The 15,276-nt window shown below is 60.5% G+C and carries 17 protein-coding genes; 14 read left to right on the forward strand and 3 right to left on the reverse strand.

Annotation, left to right across the window (positions count from 1 at the left end):
* Positions 1-282: 282 nt before the first annotated feature.
* The 12 genes from K2U94_RS02730 (at position 283) to K2U94_RS02780 (ending at position 11,096) form a co-directional block, all read left to right on the forward strand.
* On the forward strand, positions 283-1,209 hold the full coding sequence (locus K2U94_RS02730; RefSeq protein ID WP_243065741.1) for a DUF2493 domain-containing protein: 927 nt from the start codon (positions 283-285) through the stop codon (positions 1,207-1,209).
* Between the two features lie 107 nt (positions 1,210-1,316).
* The gene (locus K2U94_RS02735) at positions 1,317-1,649 is read left to right on the forward strand and encodes a hypothetical protein (protein ID WP_243065742.1); all 333 of its coding nucleotides are present in this window, start codon (positions 1,317-1,319) and stop codon (positions 1,647-1,649) included.
* A gap of 338 nt (positions 1,650-1,987) precedes the next feature.
* The gene (locus K2U94_RS02740; protein WP_243065743.1) at positions 1,988-2,194 is read left to right on the forward strand and encodes a hypothetical protein; all 207 of its coding nucleotides are present in this window, start codon (positions 1,988-1,990) and stop codon (positions 2,192-2,194) included.
* Positions 2,195-2,215: 21 nt separating this feature from the next.
* Positions 2,216-3,616: a radical SAM/SPASM domain-containing protein gene (locus K2U94_RS02745; protein WP_243065744.1), complete on the forward strand. Its 1,401-nt coding sequence runs from the start codon at positions 2,216-2,218 to the stop codon at positions 3,614-3,616.
* A 9-nt stretch (positions 3,617-3,625) separates the two neighbouring features.
* Positions 3,626-4,789: a S41 family peptidase gene (locus K2U94_RS02750; RefSeq protein WP_243065745.1), complete on the forward strand. Its 1,164-nt coding sequence runs from the start codon at positions 3,626-3,628 to the stop codon at positions 4,787-4,789.
* A 172-nt stretch (positions 4,790-4,961) separates the two neighbouring features.
* Positions 4,962-5,096, forward strand: a complete 135-nt coding sequence (locus K2U94_RS20480) for a hypothetical protein (RefSeq protein WP_272884835.1) — start codon at positions 4,962-4,964, stop codon at positions 5,094-5,096.
* The gene (locus tag K2U94_RS02755; RefSeq protein WP_243065746.1) at positions 5,093-5,560 is read left to right on the forward strand and encodes a GNAT family N-acetyltransferase; all 468 of its coding nucleotides are present in this window, start codon (positions 5,093-5,095) and stop codon (positions 5,558-5,560) included. Before K2U94_RS20480 ends, K2U94_RS02755 begins: the two co-directional genes overlap by 4 nt.
* Before the next feature lie 328 nt (positions 5,561-5,888).
* A complete protein-coding gene (locus K2U94_RS02760) occupies positions 5,889-6,209 on the forward strand; it encodes a DUF736 domain-containing protein (RefSeq protein ID WP_243065747.1) in 321 nt (106 codons plus the stop codon).
* Positions 6,210-6,533: 324 nt separating this feature from the next.
* Positions 6,534-7,739 carry a plasmid partitioning protein RepA gene (gene repA / locus K2U94_RS02765; protein ID WP_425332541.1) on the forward strand — a complete coding sequence of 402 codons (1,206 nt, stop codon included), beginning with the start codon at positions 6,534-6,536 and terminating at the stop codon, positions 7,737-7,739.
* A gap of 78 nt (positions 7,740-7,817) precedes the next feature.
* Positions 7,818-8,813 (forward strand): plasmid partitioning protein RepB, encoded by a 996-nt coding sequence (gene repB / locus K2U94_RS02770; protein WP_243065749.1) that lies wholly within the window; start codon positions 7,818-7,820, stop codon positions 8,811-8,813.
* A 154-nt stretch (positions 8,814-8,967) separates the two neighbouring features.
* The gene (gene repC, locus K2U94_RS02775; RefSeq protein WP_243065750.1) at positions 8,968-10,197 is read left to right on the forward strand and encodes a plasmid replication protein RepC; all 1,230 of its coding nucleotides are present in this window, start codon (positions 8,968-8,970) and stop codon (positions 10,195-10,197) included.
* A 104-nt stretch (positions 10,198-10,301) separates the two neighbouring features.
* Positions 10,302-11,096, forward strand: a complete 795-nt coding sequence (locus tag K2U94_RS02780) for a TIGR01458 family HAD-type hydrolase (protein WP_243065751.1) — start codon at positions 10,302-10,304, stop codon at positions 11,094-11,096.
* A gap of 126 nt (positions 11,097-11,222) precedes the next feature.
* Here K2U94_RS02780 and K2U94_RS02785 read toward each other — a convergent pair whose 3' ends face one another.
* From K2U94_RS02785 to K2U94_RS02795, 3 genes are all read right to left on the reverse strand, one after another.
* Positions 11,223-12,143, reverse strand: coding sequence for a recombinase family protein (locus K2U94_RS02785; RefSeq protein WP_243065752.1), 921 nt, complete (start codon positions 12,141-12,143; stop codon positions 11,223-11,225).
* Between the two features lie 352 nt (positions 12,144-12,495).
* Positions 12,496-12,870, reverse strand: coding sequence for a DUF5615 family PIN-like protein (locus K2U94_RS02790; RefSeq protein ID WP_243065753.1), 375 nt, complete (start codon positions 12,868-12,870; stop codon positions 12,496-12,498).
* A 6-nt stretch (positions 12,871-12,876) separates the two neighbouring features.
* On the reverse strand, positions 12,877-13,476 hold the full coding sequence (locus K2U94_RS02795) for a DUF433 domain-containing protein (protein ID WP_243065754.1): 600 nt from the start codon (positions 13,474-13,476) through the stop codon (positions 12,877-12,879).
* A gap of 293 nt (positions 13,477-13,769) precedes the next feature.
* On the opposite strand from K2U94_RS02795, the gene K2U94_RS02800 reads away from it, so the two are divergent.
* Positions 13,770-14,228: a VOC family protein gene (locus tag K2U94_RS02800; RefSeq protein ID WP_243065755.1), complete on the forward strand. Its 459-nt coding sequence runs from the start codon at positions 13,770-13,772 to the stop codon at positions 14,226-14,228.
* Positions 14,229-14,377: 149 nt separating this feature from the next.
* Positions 14,378-14,572 carry a DUF6494 family protein gene (locus K2U94_RS02805; protein ID WP_243065756.1) on the forward strand — a complete coding sequence of 65 codons (195 nt, stop codon included), beginning with the start codon at positions 14,378-14,380 and terminating at the stop codon, positions 14,570-14,572.
* The last annotated feature ends 704 nt before the right edge of the window (positions 14,573-15,276 follow it).

Consider the following 15,276-nt stretch of genomic DNA (forward strand, 5'->3'; position numbering starts at 1 on the left):
CGTCGGCGCTTCGGTTGTGGCGCAGCCGTCGGAAAGAGCCGCGCCCGGGGCCTTCCAGAGGGGCGATCGGCCGGCAAACGGTCCGGACCGGCAATGGCTGCGACCGACGATTTTCTGCCGGCGCTGCGCGCCTTTGCATCGCGAAGCAAAATCGCCGGCCTTAGCCATCCTCCGCTGACGCTGCGGCCCTGCGCGTCGCTCCGGGTGCAGGTCCGGCCCGCCCGCCGGCTCCGGCGCCCAGGAAGGCCGCGACGGGCGCGGTCCAATCCGACGGAGCATCCCATGAACGAGCGCAACGCTTTCGAACCCCGGCATCATTCCTCTCCAACGGAGCATGTCCTGCAAGAGCTTCAGCTCTATGGCTTTCGCCCCTTTTCCGACGAGCCTGATCCGCGGCCCCTCCCCGAGGGCAATCGTGTCGCCGGCGCCATAGCTGACATTTTCGACGCCCTGATCGCGACGCTCTCCGACACGCGCCTCGAACCGGATCTCGACGATTTGCTCTGGTCAACAGTCAACCTGTTCCACCGCGCCTCCAGCCGGATCGAACGCGAACTCGACGATAACGAGCAGGCGCAACGCCGGTTACAAAAGGAACAGGATGGCAGCGAGGTCAAATCGGTCGAACTGGAGCGCCTGACGGCGGAAGGACAGACCTTGATCGAACGCCGCGACGCATTCGAACTGATGCGCGACCAGGCCGCGGAGCATTTCGAGCGGCAGACGGGCTCAAGCTGGCGGCCTCGCGCCGGCTCCATGGTCAATCATCGCAATCTCACCTCTGCCATGATCGACAGCCGCGAATTTCTCGCGGCGAAAAAACGCGCCGAGACGCAAGTGCTCATCCCAGCCGGTCCGAAAATCGCCTTCTCCGGCGGCGAGGCTGGCGATCACAATCTGATCTGGGCGAAACTGGATCAGGTCCACGCCAAACATCCCGACATGGTGCTGCTGCATGGCGGCTCGACGAAAGGCGCCGAGAAAATCGCCGCACGTTGGGCGGACCATCGCAAAGTGCAACAGATCGCCTTCAAGCCCGACTGGGCCAAACACGCCAAGGCGGCGCCCTTCAAGCGCAACGATCAGATGCTGAATGTGATGCCGATCGGCGTCATCATCGTCCCCGGCACGGGGATTCAGGACAATCTTGCCGACAAGGCGCGAAAGTTGGGCATTCCGGTCTATCGCTTTGAGAAAGGCGGCGCGTGATGCGTCGTTCGGCATGTCCCCGTCAGGCGCGATAGGCGCCCTGCCGGCAGCCTTCGGCGGAACGCGGAGGATGCACGAACAGACCGGGTTTGACCCATTGGAGACAATTGCAGAAGCAGCAGAGCGCCACTGAGCACGCGACCATGGCGCCCGTCTGTGCAGTCGTGATTCGCGGGCGGACCATGACGGCGTCAAAGGGAGGCACTTTGGGCTGGCGCTCGACTCCAGTCGAACAAGACGCCTTTCGCCGCAAGCTCCGCGTCATGGCGCTGGCTCCCTTGGACGTTGAATCCCAAGGTTACGCTAATTTGATCGAAATTTACGATTTCGGCAGATGCCGCGCCGACGATACCCTGCTAAACTTCGATCAAAGACAGAATTTTATTGTATCACCAATTATTGCGGCAACTCCTTCCCGTGGAGAAAGCCCCGCGAAATAAATGGTTTAGGGAGATACTCTCATGCAAGCAGTAGCTTTCGCCAACAATGATATTCCGGTAGTCGCCTGGACCTTTGGCGGAAAATTGCCGAGCTGCGTAGGTTTCGCCATTTACCGAATCGACGTCCGGTCGACCACAAAACCGTCCCATGGCTCCGCGAAACGGTATCAAAAAGCTTGCATGGCGCCCAGCCGGGGTGGTCTCACGGTGCCGTTTCACACGCAAGCAACCAGAGATCGTGAGCGAATCGGCGATTGTCCCGTGGGAAAAATCGCTGGCGAGCTCACGAAGAGTGAGTAACGTTGAAACCGCTTTACGTGTCTACAAGAGGAGGTCGCATGCCAAACTCAAAGCCTGACAAGCCCACGCCTAAGGCCCATCTCATTGTCTCGGATGATGCGGAGCCCGCGGTGAAGCTGAAACCGGGAATGCGGTTCGAAGTCGTCGCCACGACCATAGTCGACGTCGAGCTCAAGGAAGCCGGCAAGATCGCGGCGCGCCTTTGCGGGGGCACCACCACTTGTCTGGCTCTCGTCGAGATCTGACATCGAAAAAAGGGGCGAAGCGTGTCGCCATACAGACCATCTCGCTACAATTTTACTGTCCGAGGTGAACGTGGCGGCGTTGCACTTTTCAACGCCGCCACCGGCTCTGTTGTCAGGCTCGATGGGCCACACGCCGAGGCGCTCGCGGAGGCGCTTGTCAATCCGGGCTTAATCTTCTCCGGGACGGAATTTTCTGCTGAACTGGGAGAACGTCTTCGCAATGGCGGCTTCCTTATTCAAAACTACTTCAACGAACTGCAAGCCATTCGCGAACGATATTGGCGCGCTCGCGGCGAGACGCCAATTGTCCTGACCATAACGACGACGATGGATTGCAATCTCGGGTGCTATTATTGTTACGAGGAGCGTTCAGGACACGCACTGAAATCGACCGACGTGGCGGCGATCGTCGATTTAGCGAAAAGATTTGTGACCGGGAGCGGACGTCACTCCCTGCACGTGGATTGGTATGGTGGCGAGCCGCTTCTGAACTTGGAGTTCCTCGAGGCCGCATCTCTCGAGCTTCAAGAGTACTGCGAACGAGAGGGCGTAAGCTACGTGGCTTCGATCATTAGCAATGGCACTCTATGGCCAGGCGACGTCGAAGCGTTCGTAGCCCGCAATCGAATACGCCAGGTCCAGATCTCGTTCGACGGGCTGCAGACCAATCACGACAAGCGCCGCCGGTACCGACGAGACCATGATAATGCGTGCGATTCATCCTTTGCCGAAGCGGTGAATCTCGTTGACAGGCTTGTTCGTTGCGTCCGGGTAGACTTAAGGTTCAATATTGACCGGGCGAATTCGGGCGATCTCGTTCCCTTTATTCGTTTCGCCAAGGATCGCGGCTGGTTCAACGCAGTTTTCCCTGCAGTTTTCCAGCCGGCGCGGCTGGCGTCCTATTCGGAAGCCTCGGACTTCATGCGTAAGTACGAACTCTCTCTGGACGAATTCGACGCCTTGCGAGCGATAGTTCGCAATGAGATCGGTACAGGTGCCAGAATCGAGGAATCAGAAATACCCGACGGCTTTCCTCGTCCGAAAACGTCGGTTTGCGCCGCGTTAGCTGCAAATTCTCTCGTCGTCGGTGCCGACGGACTGACCTATCGGTGCGGACTGCAAGCCGGCGAGACCAAGCGCGCCGTCGGAACCCTCGAGGATCGCAGCCACGTGACGGCGGCGTGGAACGACCAGAGCTGGTGGGAGGCATTTGATCCGACAAGTGCGCCCTCATGTTCCAAATGCTCATTCCTGCCGATCTGCTGGGGCGGTTGCCCCAAAAAGCATCTGGAAGGCGATGTACATGCGATCCAAGAGCAAGGGCGGTATTGGCGCAACAACCTGCTGCGCCTGATCGCGCATACGGCGGGCATCGAGGCTCCTCGCGAAACGGTTGTGGCCGACGCTCTCCAATTTCGCTGAGGATCCGGTGTGGGAAGTCAGGACGACAACGACGGACTCGGTCAAGAAGTCCTCGACGTGCTCGACCGACATTTTGTCGATCGCGACCTGCTGGAGAGCTGGAAAACAAAAGGGCGGGCGAAGGATTTATTACTGGCTTGCAAGTCGCGCCGTGACACGAACGCTGATGAGCTTCTCAAGCAGATCGGCCTTTCCCATACGCGCCGTTTGACGCCGCATGAGATCGATTATTATCACCTTCTCCACACTTACGCGTCCGCTGCTCTCTCTGCGAAGCTTAGATCGCTCTTCCCGAACGGCGTCGTGCGCTACCCCGGGATCGAACTCACGACGCTGAAGAAAGGAAGTCAGACATTCGTTCTGTCGCTGGCCCAGGGCGGGCTTGCGCAGCGCGCCGGACTTCTGCCAGGCGATGAGCTGATATCGGTCAATGGTCTGCCCTACCAGCCGGTGGAGTCCTTTCGCCCTCATGTCGGCAAGCCGGTCTCGGTTGGCTATCGGCGGGAGGCAGGCGGTCCGGTGGTGAGCGCGTCGATAACGCCAACTATATCCCTGGTGAGGGAGCTACTCATCGGGGCATCACGTCGCAGCGCAAGCGTAATCTCCTGGCGAGCGCAATCCATCGGCTACTTTAGGCCCTGGAGCCTGGCCGGAGATCGATATTGGCGGCTACTGGTAAAAATCCTCACAAGAAATTTCGAGGGTTGCGATGCCCTTGTGCTAGACCTTCGAGGCGGCATTGGCGGGGCCTCGCCCGAATACGCGGAGTTCTTCGTTGGCCGTTCCCCAGAATTGACCATTTTGGGCTCGCATGAGCGCCGCGAGACGATCAACCGGCATTGGCGAAAGCCTGTCGTCCTCATCACTGACGAGACTACGCGCAGCGGCAACGAAGTCCTCGCGTTTGCCCTCCAGCGCGCGGGCGTCGCAACCGTGGGGGCGCGAACGGCTGGCGAGGTGACAATGGGCAGGCCGTTCCTATTGAGCGACGGCTCGCTCATGATCGTCGCTGTTGCGTCCGTCACAGTGGATGGGGTCACGCTCGAAGGCACCGGCGTGGAGCCGGACTTTCCTGTTCCACACGATATTGCTTATGCAGCTGGGATCGATCCTCCGCTTGATGCGGCGCTTGACGAAGCAGTCAGATGTTCGTCGAAACGCGTGCCGACGTAACGTGACGGTTCCTCAACGGACACGCTGTTGTCTGTTGTAAAGTTGATGATGCCGGGCGCGTCACCATTGCCAGTGGCAAGCAGTTGCGGGGGCATCGCGCGAGCTTTGGTACACCTTCACGGCCAGCGACGCCTGCGCGACCCGCGCCCTGCCCTCGCCGCTCGGCGTCGTCATGGCCAGCGACATCCAGCGTGTCGAGCTCGCCGCGCTGGCCGACCGGCACGCCTGCGTCGTCGAAGTCGGTTTCCTCGTCGGCGGGTTCGATCGCCGCCAGCTTTCTGCGTTCGACGCCGAGCCCGCGACGTGAGCGGCCGCTGGACATTTAGGCCCGCCCGGGCCGGCGACGGAAAGGCGGCGTTCGAAGTCACAGTCTGGGCGATCCGCGCGTTCGGGAACGACCATTACTCGCCCGAGCAGATCGACGGCTGGATGGGAGGGCGCACGGCGGACTTTTATGAGGCGCTGATCGCGAACGGGCGTACGACCATCGCCGAACGAGACGGCGCGGTCGTCGGCTTCGTCGACGCCGAGCCGGGCGAATTGACGCGGCTCTTCGTTCTGCCGCAGGAGGCCGGCTCCGGGCTGGGCGGACGCCTGCTGCGTGTCGGGATTGAGACGGCGCGCGTCGGCCATTGCGGTCCGCTCCGGGTCGAGGCGACGCTCAACGCCGAAGGCTTCTATCGGCGGCACGGATTCCGGAGGATCGGTCCCGCGGAATTCTCGCACGGTCTCGGCGGGCCTCGCATCGAAGTCGTTCTCATGGAGCTGTGAGCGTGCGTAATGCGCGGTCGTCGCCGAACGATTCCGGTTCGAGACATGGACGCCAGGCGGGGCCGAGACATCAGGATTGTGCTGAGCTTGCCGACTCGATCTTTCGTGCTAAGGCGGCGCGTGGCCGCTCGGTCTCTCTCCTTGGGGCGGCCGCTTCGAAGCCCATCCTCTTTTCATCGACGCCTTTGTGCGGGTCTCGCCCGCCTTGTGCCGTCAACCCCGCTGCGGGGGTTCCCCTGCGCTGGCGCTCCGGTGACGGCGGCGGCCGGCCCCTTCCTTTTGGCGTCATCGGGGATGGCCCCGAGCAACCTCAAAAGGAGAAGACACCATGGCCACGATCGCCACCCTCACCCTGAAGGCCGACGGCAATCTCGAAGGCACGCTCACCACGCTCAACGTCACCGCGCCGATCGCGCTCATTCCGAACGGCCGCAAGGCGAAAGACAACGAGCCCGACTACCGCATCGTTTCGCGCAAGAACGGCTTTGAGCTCGGCGCCGGCTGGAACCGGATCTCCAAGAACACCGGCGAGCAATACATCTCGGTGTCGCTCTCGGCCCCCGAGTTCGGTACGATCTACGGCAATGTGGCGCCGGCGCCCGGCGACGACTTGACCAAGAAGGTCATCATCTGGAACCCCGCGAGCTGACGCTCGCTCTCCGGCCGGCCTCGCGATACCGCGCGGGGCCGGACGTTCGATGCAGATGCAACTTCCGATGCGATCGTGGGAAGCTTGTGCAGCTCCAACGCGCGGCGTTTTTGACAGCCGTGCATCGCGACAAAAACACCATAGAAAACAGTAGTATAATGTGTGTACGACACTGATTGCGCTTAAGCGGCCGCTTGCGTAATCCTTGTTAACCTTTCATTAACTTAAAAAACGTTGCCGTAATAAACGAATCGGGCATAATTCCCGCTTGAAACGTGATCTCGCGCGGAAAAGCGTTATTCCCTGAAAGCGGCGCAGATGAATATGGCGGCACACGTTGACGAGATGGACGGTTTCAGTTTTCACGAGGCCATTCTCCAGCAAGGAGAACTGATCTCCGACAAGCTGAATATGCTTCGGATTGAGCACTATCCACCTGACGCCACGAAGGGCCTGCGCCCGTTCTCGCTGGCGGAGGTGGCCTATTTCCTCGGTGTAACTCAGTCGAACATCAAGAAACTTCATCTTGATGGCAAGGGGCCTGTTCCGACGACGTCGGTTTCAGGGCGCCGGACCTACACCGCTGAGCAAATGCTGGAACTGCGTCAGTATCTCGATCGACACGGGCGCGCTGACTTCAAAAAATATGTTCCGCACCGGAGGGCGGGAGAGCGAATGCAGGTGATAGCTGTTGTCAATTTCAAAGGGGGCAGCGGAAAGACGACCACGGCAGCACATCTCGCGCAGCATCTCGCCCTAACTGGCCACCGTGTTCTGGCGATCGACCTTGATCCGCAGGCCTCGCTTTCGGCTCTTCACGGCATTCAGCCTGAGCTCGATAAGAATCCTTCACTGTATGAAGCTCTTCGTTACGACGAAGCCAAAAAACCGATCTCCGATGTTATTAGACCGACGAACTTCCCGGGTCTCGACATTGTGCCCGCGAACCTGGAACTCCAAGAATATGAGTATGACACGCCGCTCGCGGCGTCCAATAAGTCGTCTGCGGACGGTCGAATGTTCTTCACCCGCATTACCGATGCGCTGAAGGAGGTCGACCACCGCTACGATGTTGTAGTGATCGATTGTCCGCCGCAGCTTGGTTATCTCACCCTGACGGCGCTAACCGCCTCCACGTCCGTCCTTATAACCATCCATCCGCAAATGCTCGACGTAATGTCCATGAGCCAGTTTCTGCTCATGCTCGGCGGTATTTTGCAATCAATCAGCAAAGCTGGAGCTGAGGTGAGGCTCAAATGGTTCCGATATCTCGTTACGCGGTATGAGCCAACCGACGGGCCGCAGGCCCAAATGGTCGGATTTATGCAGGCTCTCTTTCCGAAGCAGATGCTGAAGAGCCCCATGGTGAAATCGACGGCGATCTCGGATGCCGGCATCACTAACCAAACCCTATACGAGGTCGAAAGGTCTCAATTTACTCGGGCGACCTATGATCGCGCGCTTGAGGCGCTTAACGCGGTCAATGAGGAAATCACTAGCCTCGTCCATATGGCGTGGGGGCGCAAATGATTTCGCTTTTGACAGCCGTGCAGGATTCGAAAACCGCTCGTAATTCCAATCGATTGGCGCAGGTGACCGGAGGATAAGATGGCACGCAAAAATCTCCTCACAAGCGTCACGGGCCCGGAGACGTCCAAGGCCGACAGCGAAGCACGGTCAGACTACACCCGCCGCGGTGCGTCTCGCTCAATGCTGATCTCGATTGACGAAATGGCAGAGAACGCCAAGAAGATGACTGCTGGTGAAGCAATCGTCAGTCTCGACGCGAGCGTGATCGATGGGTCGTTCGTGTCCGATCGAATTGAAGATGACGACGAAGACTATGTTCTTCTTCGTGACGCGATCAAAGAGCGGGGGCAGTCGACGCCGATCCTCGTGCGCCCTCACCCGCAGCGCGCGGGGCGCTACATGATTGTGTATGGCCATCGGCGGGCGCGAGTTGCCAGGGAGCTAGGCATTCCTGTTCTGGCTGTCGTCAAGAATCTTGAAGACATCGCTCACCTTATTGCGCAAGGGCAGGAAAATACGGCGCGGGCTAACTTATCCTTCATTGAAAAAGCTCTGTTCGCGAAAAAGCTGCTCGATATGGGGCAGAGTAAGGACACCATCAAGTCCGCGCTAACTGTCGACGATACCTTGCTCTCCCGAATGCTTTCCGTGGCAGAGACCGTTCCTGTCACCGTAATCGAAGCGATTGGCGCAGCAAAGACGGTCGGGCGTGACAGGTGGGAGGAACTCAAAAAGCAAGTCGCGCATCCGGCGAGCGCTGACTTTGCCAAACAAGTTGTGCGGTCCGAAGAGTTCCAGTCGGTAGAACCAACGGATCGATTCAACCACCTCTTGGCTCAATTGAAAGCCGCGCGTAAAGCGCCTCGAAAGTCAGCTCAGCGAAAAACGGAATCAGCGTCTTGGACACCCGAGGACAACATGCTCGCGGCGTCTTTCCGCAACACCGGAAAAACATTCAACCTCTCGCTCAAATCGAAGAATGCGGGAGAGTTTGGCCAATTTATTTCGTCCAATCTTGAATCGCTCTATCGAGCGTTCAAGGAGGCGAAGGTCCGTAGCGAAACAGGAGACTGAACCGCAAAAGAAAAAAGCCCCCGAACGTTGCCGCGCGGAAGCCTTTCTCTGATTTAAGCACTCCGAGAATCCCATCTTCGCGAATCACTGTCAAGTGTTTTAGGCGTCGTTTTCGGCGAGCGGATTTCTTTTGCCTAAGAGAGGGCGAAGGAAAGTGGGAACTCATTATGCAACGACGCCCTTTGGGCGGCGATCGCTGACGCTCGCGCATGTGGCGAGCCAGGCGATCGCAAAGACGCGGCCGCCCGAAAAGGCGGTGCACAAGTGGAACGTCTTCCGGGCGATCTGCACCGGCAAATCTCGCATCGGCGTTTCCGAGCGGGCGCTGGCGGTGCTCGACGCGCTGCTGTCGTTCCATCCGGAAACCGTGCTGACCGGCGACGGCCTCATCGTCTTCCCGTCCAACCAGCAGCTCTCGCTGCGCGCGCACGGGATGGCGCCGGCGACGCTGCGGCGTCATCTCGCGGCGCTGGTCGACGCCGGCCTCATCGTCCGGCGCGACAGCCCCAACGGCAAGCGCTATGCGCGCAAGGACAGGGGAGGGGAGGTCGAACTCGCCTTCGGGTTTGACCTGTCGCCATTGGTTGTGCGCGCCGAGGAGTTCGAGGCCTGGGCGGAGGAAGTCCACGCCGAGGAACGCGCGCTCAAACTTGTTCGCGAGCGCATCACGCTCTGTCGACGTGACATCGCCAAAATGATCACCACGGGCGTCGAGGAAGGGGTGCCGACGCGCCGGGCAGGGCAGGGGCCGGCGGACTGGACGGAGATCCACACACTCTATCGCGCGATTATGGCCCGTATTCCCCGTTCGGCGACGCGATCTGAGCTCGAGCCGATCGCCGAGGAGCTGTCGTTGCTGGCCGACGAAGTGCTCATGTTGTTGGAAACTCATGTGAAAACACAGATTCCAAACGGCAATGAGTCTCAAACTGAGCGCCACATACAGAATTCAAATCCAGACTCTCCTATTGAACTTGAACCTGGCTTTCCAAAAAAGCAGGGGGCGAGGTCCGAGCCAACATCGGAACCACGGAGGATGCCGGAGGGATCCTATCCGTTGGGAATGATTTTGGACGCTTGTCCCGACATCGTCGATTACGCCAAGGGCGGCATTGCGAACTGGCGCGACTTCCTGGCGACCGCCGCCGTGGTTCGGCCGATGCTAGGGGTCAGTCCGAGCGCCTGGGAGGAGGCGCAAGCCGCGATGGGCGAGGTCCAGGCCGCCGTCGTTGTGGCGGCGATCCTGCAGAAGGGCGCGGCGATCAACAGCGCCGGCGGCTATCTGCGCGAATTGACGCGCAAGGCGGAGGCCGCGGAGTTTTCGATCGGGCCGATGCTGATGGCGCTGATCGGCGCCCGGAAACGCGACAAGAAGCGAGCCTAGCCGATGGACGCGACGAGCGCTTATCGCCTAACCCACTTGTCCGGATGGGCGTCTTTCGGCGACATCTCGGTCTTCGGGCGGTACGCGACCCAGGGAGGAATTTGATGGCGAAGCTTCGGTCATCCGTTTCGGGCCGGCGCCCGATCCACGGGCTTCTGCTCGATCTCGATGGCGTGGTTCACGTCCGGGGGAAAGCCTTGCCTGGGTCGCTGGAGGCCATCGCGCGGGTTAGGGCCGAAAACATTCCGCTGAAATTCGTCACCAACACGACGCGCCTTCCGCGCCGCCGCATCGTCGAGGAATTGGCGCAATTGGGCTTGCAGGTCGCCATGGGCGACGTGTTCACCCCGGCGATTTTGGCGCGCGCATTTTTGTTGCGGGAAAAGCTCGCGCCGTTTCTCGTTGTGCATCCGGGCCTGTTAGAAGATTTCGTCGGATTCCCCGAGCAGGGGAGGGAAGCGGTCGTCGTGGGCGACGCCGGCGCCTACTTCACCTATGACAAACTGAACGACGCCTTTCGCAAAATCCTGCGCGGCGCTGAATTTCTGGCGCTGGCGAATAATCGTAATTTTCTGGATCGTGACGGCGAATTGAGCCTCGATCTCGGCGCCTTTGTCTCCGGTCTGGAATACGCCTCCAACCGCAAAGCCGTGGTGCTGGGCAAGCCGTCGCCGTTGTTTTTCGCTCTGGCCGTCGACAGTCTCGGCTGCGCGGCGGAGGACGTTGCGATGATTGGCGACGACGCGGAAGCCGACGTCGGCGGCGCGATGGCGGCGGGGTTGATGGGCATTCTGGTGCAGACCGGCAAATATCGAACGGGCCAGGAGAAAGAGCTCGATCCGCCGCCGACCTTCGTCGCCCAAAACCTAGCTGACGCGATCGATTTCCTGCTGTTCTGATGCGCCGGATTTACAATGGCGCTGAGAGCTGCGGATCGAAGGCGAAGGGGTTCGCGCTGACGATTTTGGCGTTCGCCGCTTCGGAATGCGTCGGGCAGAGCAGCAGATGTAAGGCGATCGGAGTTTTCATTCGACGGGATTCGTGGCGGCCGGAGCCAAGCCCAGCTTGGCCGCCTGATCGAGCAGGTTCTTGACCGAAGAGGCGGCCCATTGCCGGCCGCCGCGCGGCGTGCGCTCGCGCATGGCCTCGAGCTGGGCGCCGATCGCGCGCAACGGCATGTCGGGATTGGCCATGGCGATCCCAGCGACCAGCATCATCAGCCGGTCTTGCGGAGGCCGGCGAGGGCTCCGCTCCAACAGTTTCGGGTCGGCCAGGCGCTCGCGAACCGTTCGGCGCACCGCGCGTCGAAGACGCTCGACCGTCCAGCGGACGCCGCTTTCCATGTTCAGCACGCGAACGACGTCTTCCCACGGGCTCGACGGCCGCATCCGGCGGACAGTCGGGAGCCAGCGGTCCATCGTGGCGACGACGTCGCCGGTGAAGACGCGATCGCGCGCCTCGGCGGCCTTGCGGATCGCGGCCGGATCTTTGGAACGCAACCCGGGATTGCCCGGCAGCTTGCCGCGGGCGCGTGCGGCTTTAATTCCAGCTTTCGTTCGTTCAGAGATCAGGGCGCGCTCGAGCTGGGCGACCGCGCCGAGAACTTGAAGCGTGAACATGCCCTGCGGCGTCGACGTATCGATCGGATCGCGCAATGAGCGGAAATGCGCGCCGTTCGCCTCCAGGCGCTCGATCACCTCGAGGAGATGGCTGACGGAGCGCGCCAAACGGTCGAGACGCACGACGACGAGGACGTCGCCGGCGCGGATTTCGCGCATCAGTCGGGCGAGTTCGGGACGCGCGCGCGACGCGCCGGAGCCGTGCTCCTGGTAAATCGCCGCGCAGCCGGCGGCGCGCAATTCGTCGGTCTGGGCGTCGGTGGCCTGGTCTTCGGTCGAGACGCGCGCATAGCCCAGCAGGCGGCCGTGGCGGGAACCCACTTTCATTAGCGGCGCTCCAGTGCGCGGAAAAGGCGCGAACGGATTCCGCACGTCCGGGCGAGCCACGTGTACGCGCAATCGACATATTTAGAGAACGTGTCGATCAATTCGCAAAACATCGACATATCCGCAAGGGAGGAGTCATCGGCTCTGCTCCAGATGGTCGCTGCCGAGCCGATCCAGTCAAGACCTCCTCAAGCCGCTTCGCATTGAGCCTCCGAATCAGCCTTGCAATTATGGAATATAAATCCTGATTTGCGAGGATGATCGCGACAGGCGGCTCAGCGCGGCAGCGCTGCCGGCCGAATTTGAATACCAAGCGCAGCGATCGGCTCACGTTGAAACCGCGATTCGAGGCTTACGGCAACGGGTGGAGCTTAGGCTCGCCGCTGTCGTCGAAATCGATGTAGCGATTCACGATCGCGTCCATTGGATCGCCGCCCAGACCCTCAAGCAGCGCAATCGCAGCATTAATCAATTTAAGACCCTTTGCGCGGCTTGTCTGAGGCAAGGCGATAAGTCCGGGATGAATGGCTTCCCGTCCGAGCAGCGCTTTGAAATCACCGACATTCTCGGTGACGATGACGCGGTCCTCGGCAATGCAGCGATCTTTGACCGTATGATCCTGTTCGCCGCGCCGGCCAATGTGGAGCGGGTGGACAGCATCATGACCGGCCTGCGCCAGATCGAGTGCGATTTCGGGTGACAGACATTCGTCAATGAACAGGCGCACGAGCGGTTATGCCGCCGAGTGCTCAAGACGGGCGGGCCGGCCCGGCAAGGGATGGGTCTTGGCGAAAACCACGGCTGCTTCGATCGCCCCCCGCGGCAGATCCGGGTTCTCTGCAACGAGGTCCTCTAAGCTGTCGCCGTGATCGAGGCGAGCCGCGAGCGAATGCGCGGTCAGCCGCGTGCCGCGGATCACAGGAAGACCGCCCTTGATCCCGTGCACGCTGTCAATCCAATCTTCGCGCGCTCTGACGTAGCGCGCGGCGCGCTCCAAAGCGTCGCCGGCGGCTTCGCCTATGTCGGCGATCAGAGCCGGCGCCAGTTGCACTCGGGCGGCTTTTAGCCGGTCGAAATCATAGGTTCTCAACGATCTGGCAAGTTTCCTCTTGGCGGGGATCGTCAGCGAAACCTCGGGCGAGAGCCGACGCATCAATCGAATGTATGCGATGCTTTCCATACCGAGAAAACGCCGCTCGGCTTTGCCGAAGGGAATGGCATGGGTAGCCTTGTGCACAACTAAAACCTTCTCTTCGATGGCTTTTTCGACCGCGCGCTTCGGAGCGTTGGCGAGTTCCGCCACTTCTCGGGGGGTAAGATTGATCGCGGTCATCATGATGTCCTAAAACATATCCCTAATAGGGGACTAATTTAGATGGAAAGCGCCGGCAGCGCAATTAGGGAACTCGCTCGCGGCCGAGTTCCTGCTCCTGGCGGTGGCGGAGTTCGGCCGAGAGTTCTTTTACGCATTCGCGCCGCGGCGCACAGGGCGGTGCGGGCCGCGGCGGCTCTGTTTGCGCGCTGAAATCGTCGAAAGCCAATCGAAGCGCTTTAGCTCCTGGCGGCGCCGATTGCGCAGCACCCTCCCCCTGCCCATCTCATAGGCGCACACGAATGGAGGGTCCGATGGGCGAAAGCGCTAAACCGCGCCTTGTCGGCTTTAATCACGTCGCACTCGAGGTCGGCGATATCGAGGAGGCCTTGGCGTTCTATGGCCGCCTGTTCACGTTCGACCTCCGCGGCAAGAGCGACGCCATGGCGTTCATCGATCTCGGCGACCAGTTCATCGCCTTGCAAAAAGGCCGCAGGCAGCCGTCCGATGAGGGCCGCCATTTCGGCCTCGTCGTCGATGACAAGGAGGCTGCGCGGCGGGCGATCGAGGCTGCGGGCGTCGCCCTGATCGACGGCCCGTTTCTCGACTTCCGCGACCCTTGGGGCAACCGCATCGAAATCGTCGGCTATGACAACATCCAGTTCACCAAGGCCCCCAATGTCCTGCGCGGCATGGGGTTGACCCATCTCGTCAAGAACGACAGCGCGAAAAAGGAACTGGCGGCGAAGGGCATGGCGGCTGAGCCCGCCTAGCCCGCCATATCGAGTGACAATGCCTCGCGACGCGGTGAGCTCGAGGGCGATTGTCTGGTTCGTTGTCAAAGAAGGGCGTGAGGCCTGGACCGGCGAAGAATGCTGCGACCACGATTCGCCGGCGTCAAACGAGCAGTGAGAGAATTGAGATGGACGAGGATAACTTCAACATGGCCGTGCGCAAATTCCTTAAAGAAGTCGGCGTCACCTCGCAACGCGAGATCGAGCGCGCAGTGCGCGAAGGGAACGTCCAGGGCGGAAAACTGAAGTTGCGCATGACGCTGACGGCAGAGAACGCGCCGTCTCTCAATCACGTTGTCGAAGCGATCATTGACCTGAATTGAACTCAATCATCAGCTTCCAACGCCAACGCGTGCACGAAGCCTTGCGGCCGTGGCCGTCCGCGCTGCGCCGCCAAATTTCGGCCACCTTCAACGCCTTCGCGCGACACGATCGGTGCTGCCGGCCGGAGCCGGACCGTTACGCCGCAGGTCGTCAACGGCGAAGTCTCACAAATTATGCTCGATCCAGTCTCAAAATCGCGCTCCGGGAGTCTCATAATAGCGGGCGAAACGCCGCCCGCGGCATTGAATCTCATGAATTCCGGCTCGCCGACACTTCCCGCGGCGATTGAAGGCGAGATTTGAGGCGTTTGTACAAAATCGGAAGTTGCTAGCAAACGGCCGTTTGTAGGCGTCGTTGATCGACAGCCGCAGAGGATCATAGAGGCCGATTCAGCGCTTCGGATAGGCAAAGATAGCCTCGGCATGCCGTGGCCGCCTAGAGGCTTTAGAAGCGAAAAGTCAGGATTCTAAGGGGTTAGCGACGAAAAAAGGCGGCGCGCGTGGCTTGCGCTGCCGCCTGCAGCGGAGCATCGCGCCCTGGCCTCATATAGGTCGATTGAGGATGATCTGTCCGCTGAATCCAAAGGAAGAATTCGGTCGATCAAGGCGAATATTCCGCGGAAAACCGGCGTTTTTCGCGCCATTCCAGCGATCTCACCGGAGCGACGATGATCAATGTTCCGACGGCCGCCCAGAGCAGCGGT

The organism is Candidatus Rhodoblastus alkanivorans (assembly GCF_022760755.1).
GTDB lineage: Bacteria > Pseudomonadota > Alphaproteobacteria > Rhizobiales > Beijerinckiaceae > Rhodoblastus > Rhodoblastus alkanivorans.

What these genes read in the sequence shown, in the direction of transcription:
- K2U94_RS02740 (WP_243065743.1), top strand. Translation starts at nt 1,988, where the DNA reads ATGCCAAACTCAAAGCCTGACAAGCCCACGCCTAAGGCCCATCTCATT.
- repA (WP_425332541.1), top strand. Translation starts at nt 6,534, where the DNA reads ATGGCGGCACACGTTGACGAGATGGACGGTTTCAGTTTTCACGAGGCC.
- K2U94_RS02800 (WP_243065755.1), top strand. Translation starts at nt 13,770, where the DNA reads ATGGGCGAAAGCGCTAAACCGCGCCTTGTCGGCTTTAATCACGTCGCA.
- K2U94_RS02795 (WP_243065754.1), bottom strand. Translation starts at nt 13,476, where the DNA reads ATGACCGCGATCAATCTTACCCCCCGAGAAGTGGCGGAACTCGCCAAC.
- K2U94_RS20480 (WP_272884835.1), top strand. Translation starts at nt 4,962, where the DNA reads ATGGCCAGCGACATCCAGCGTGTCGAGCTCGCCGCGCTGGCCGACCGG.
- K2U94_RS02760 (WP_243065747.1), top strand. Translation starts at nt 5,889, where the DNA reads ATGGCCACGATCGCCACCCTCACCCTGAAGGCCGACGGCAATCTCGAA.
- K2U94_RS02785 (WP_243065752.1), bottom strand. Translation starts at nt 12,143, where the DNA reads ATGAAAGTGGGTTCCCGCCACGGCCGCCTGCTGGGCTATGCGCGCGTC.
- K2U94_RS02805 (WP_243065756.1), top strand. Translation starts at nt 14,378, where the DNA reads ATGGACGAGGATAACTTCAACATGGCCGTGCGCAAATTCCTTAAAGAA.
- K2U94_RS02730 (WP_243065741.1), top strand. Translation starts at nt 283, where the DNA reads ATGAACGAGCGCAACGCTTTCGAACCCCGGCATCATTCCTCTCCAACG.
- repB (WP_243065749.1), top strand. Translation starts at nt 7,818, where the DNA reads ATGGCACGCAAAAATCTCCTCACAAGCGTCACGGGCCCGGAGACGTCC.
- K2U94_RS02780 (WP_243065751.1), top strand. Translation starts at nt 10,302, where the DNA reads ATGGCGAAGCTTCGGTCATCCGTTTCGGGCCGGCGCCCGATCCACGGG.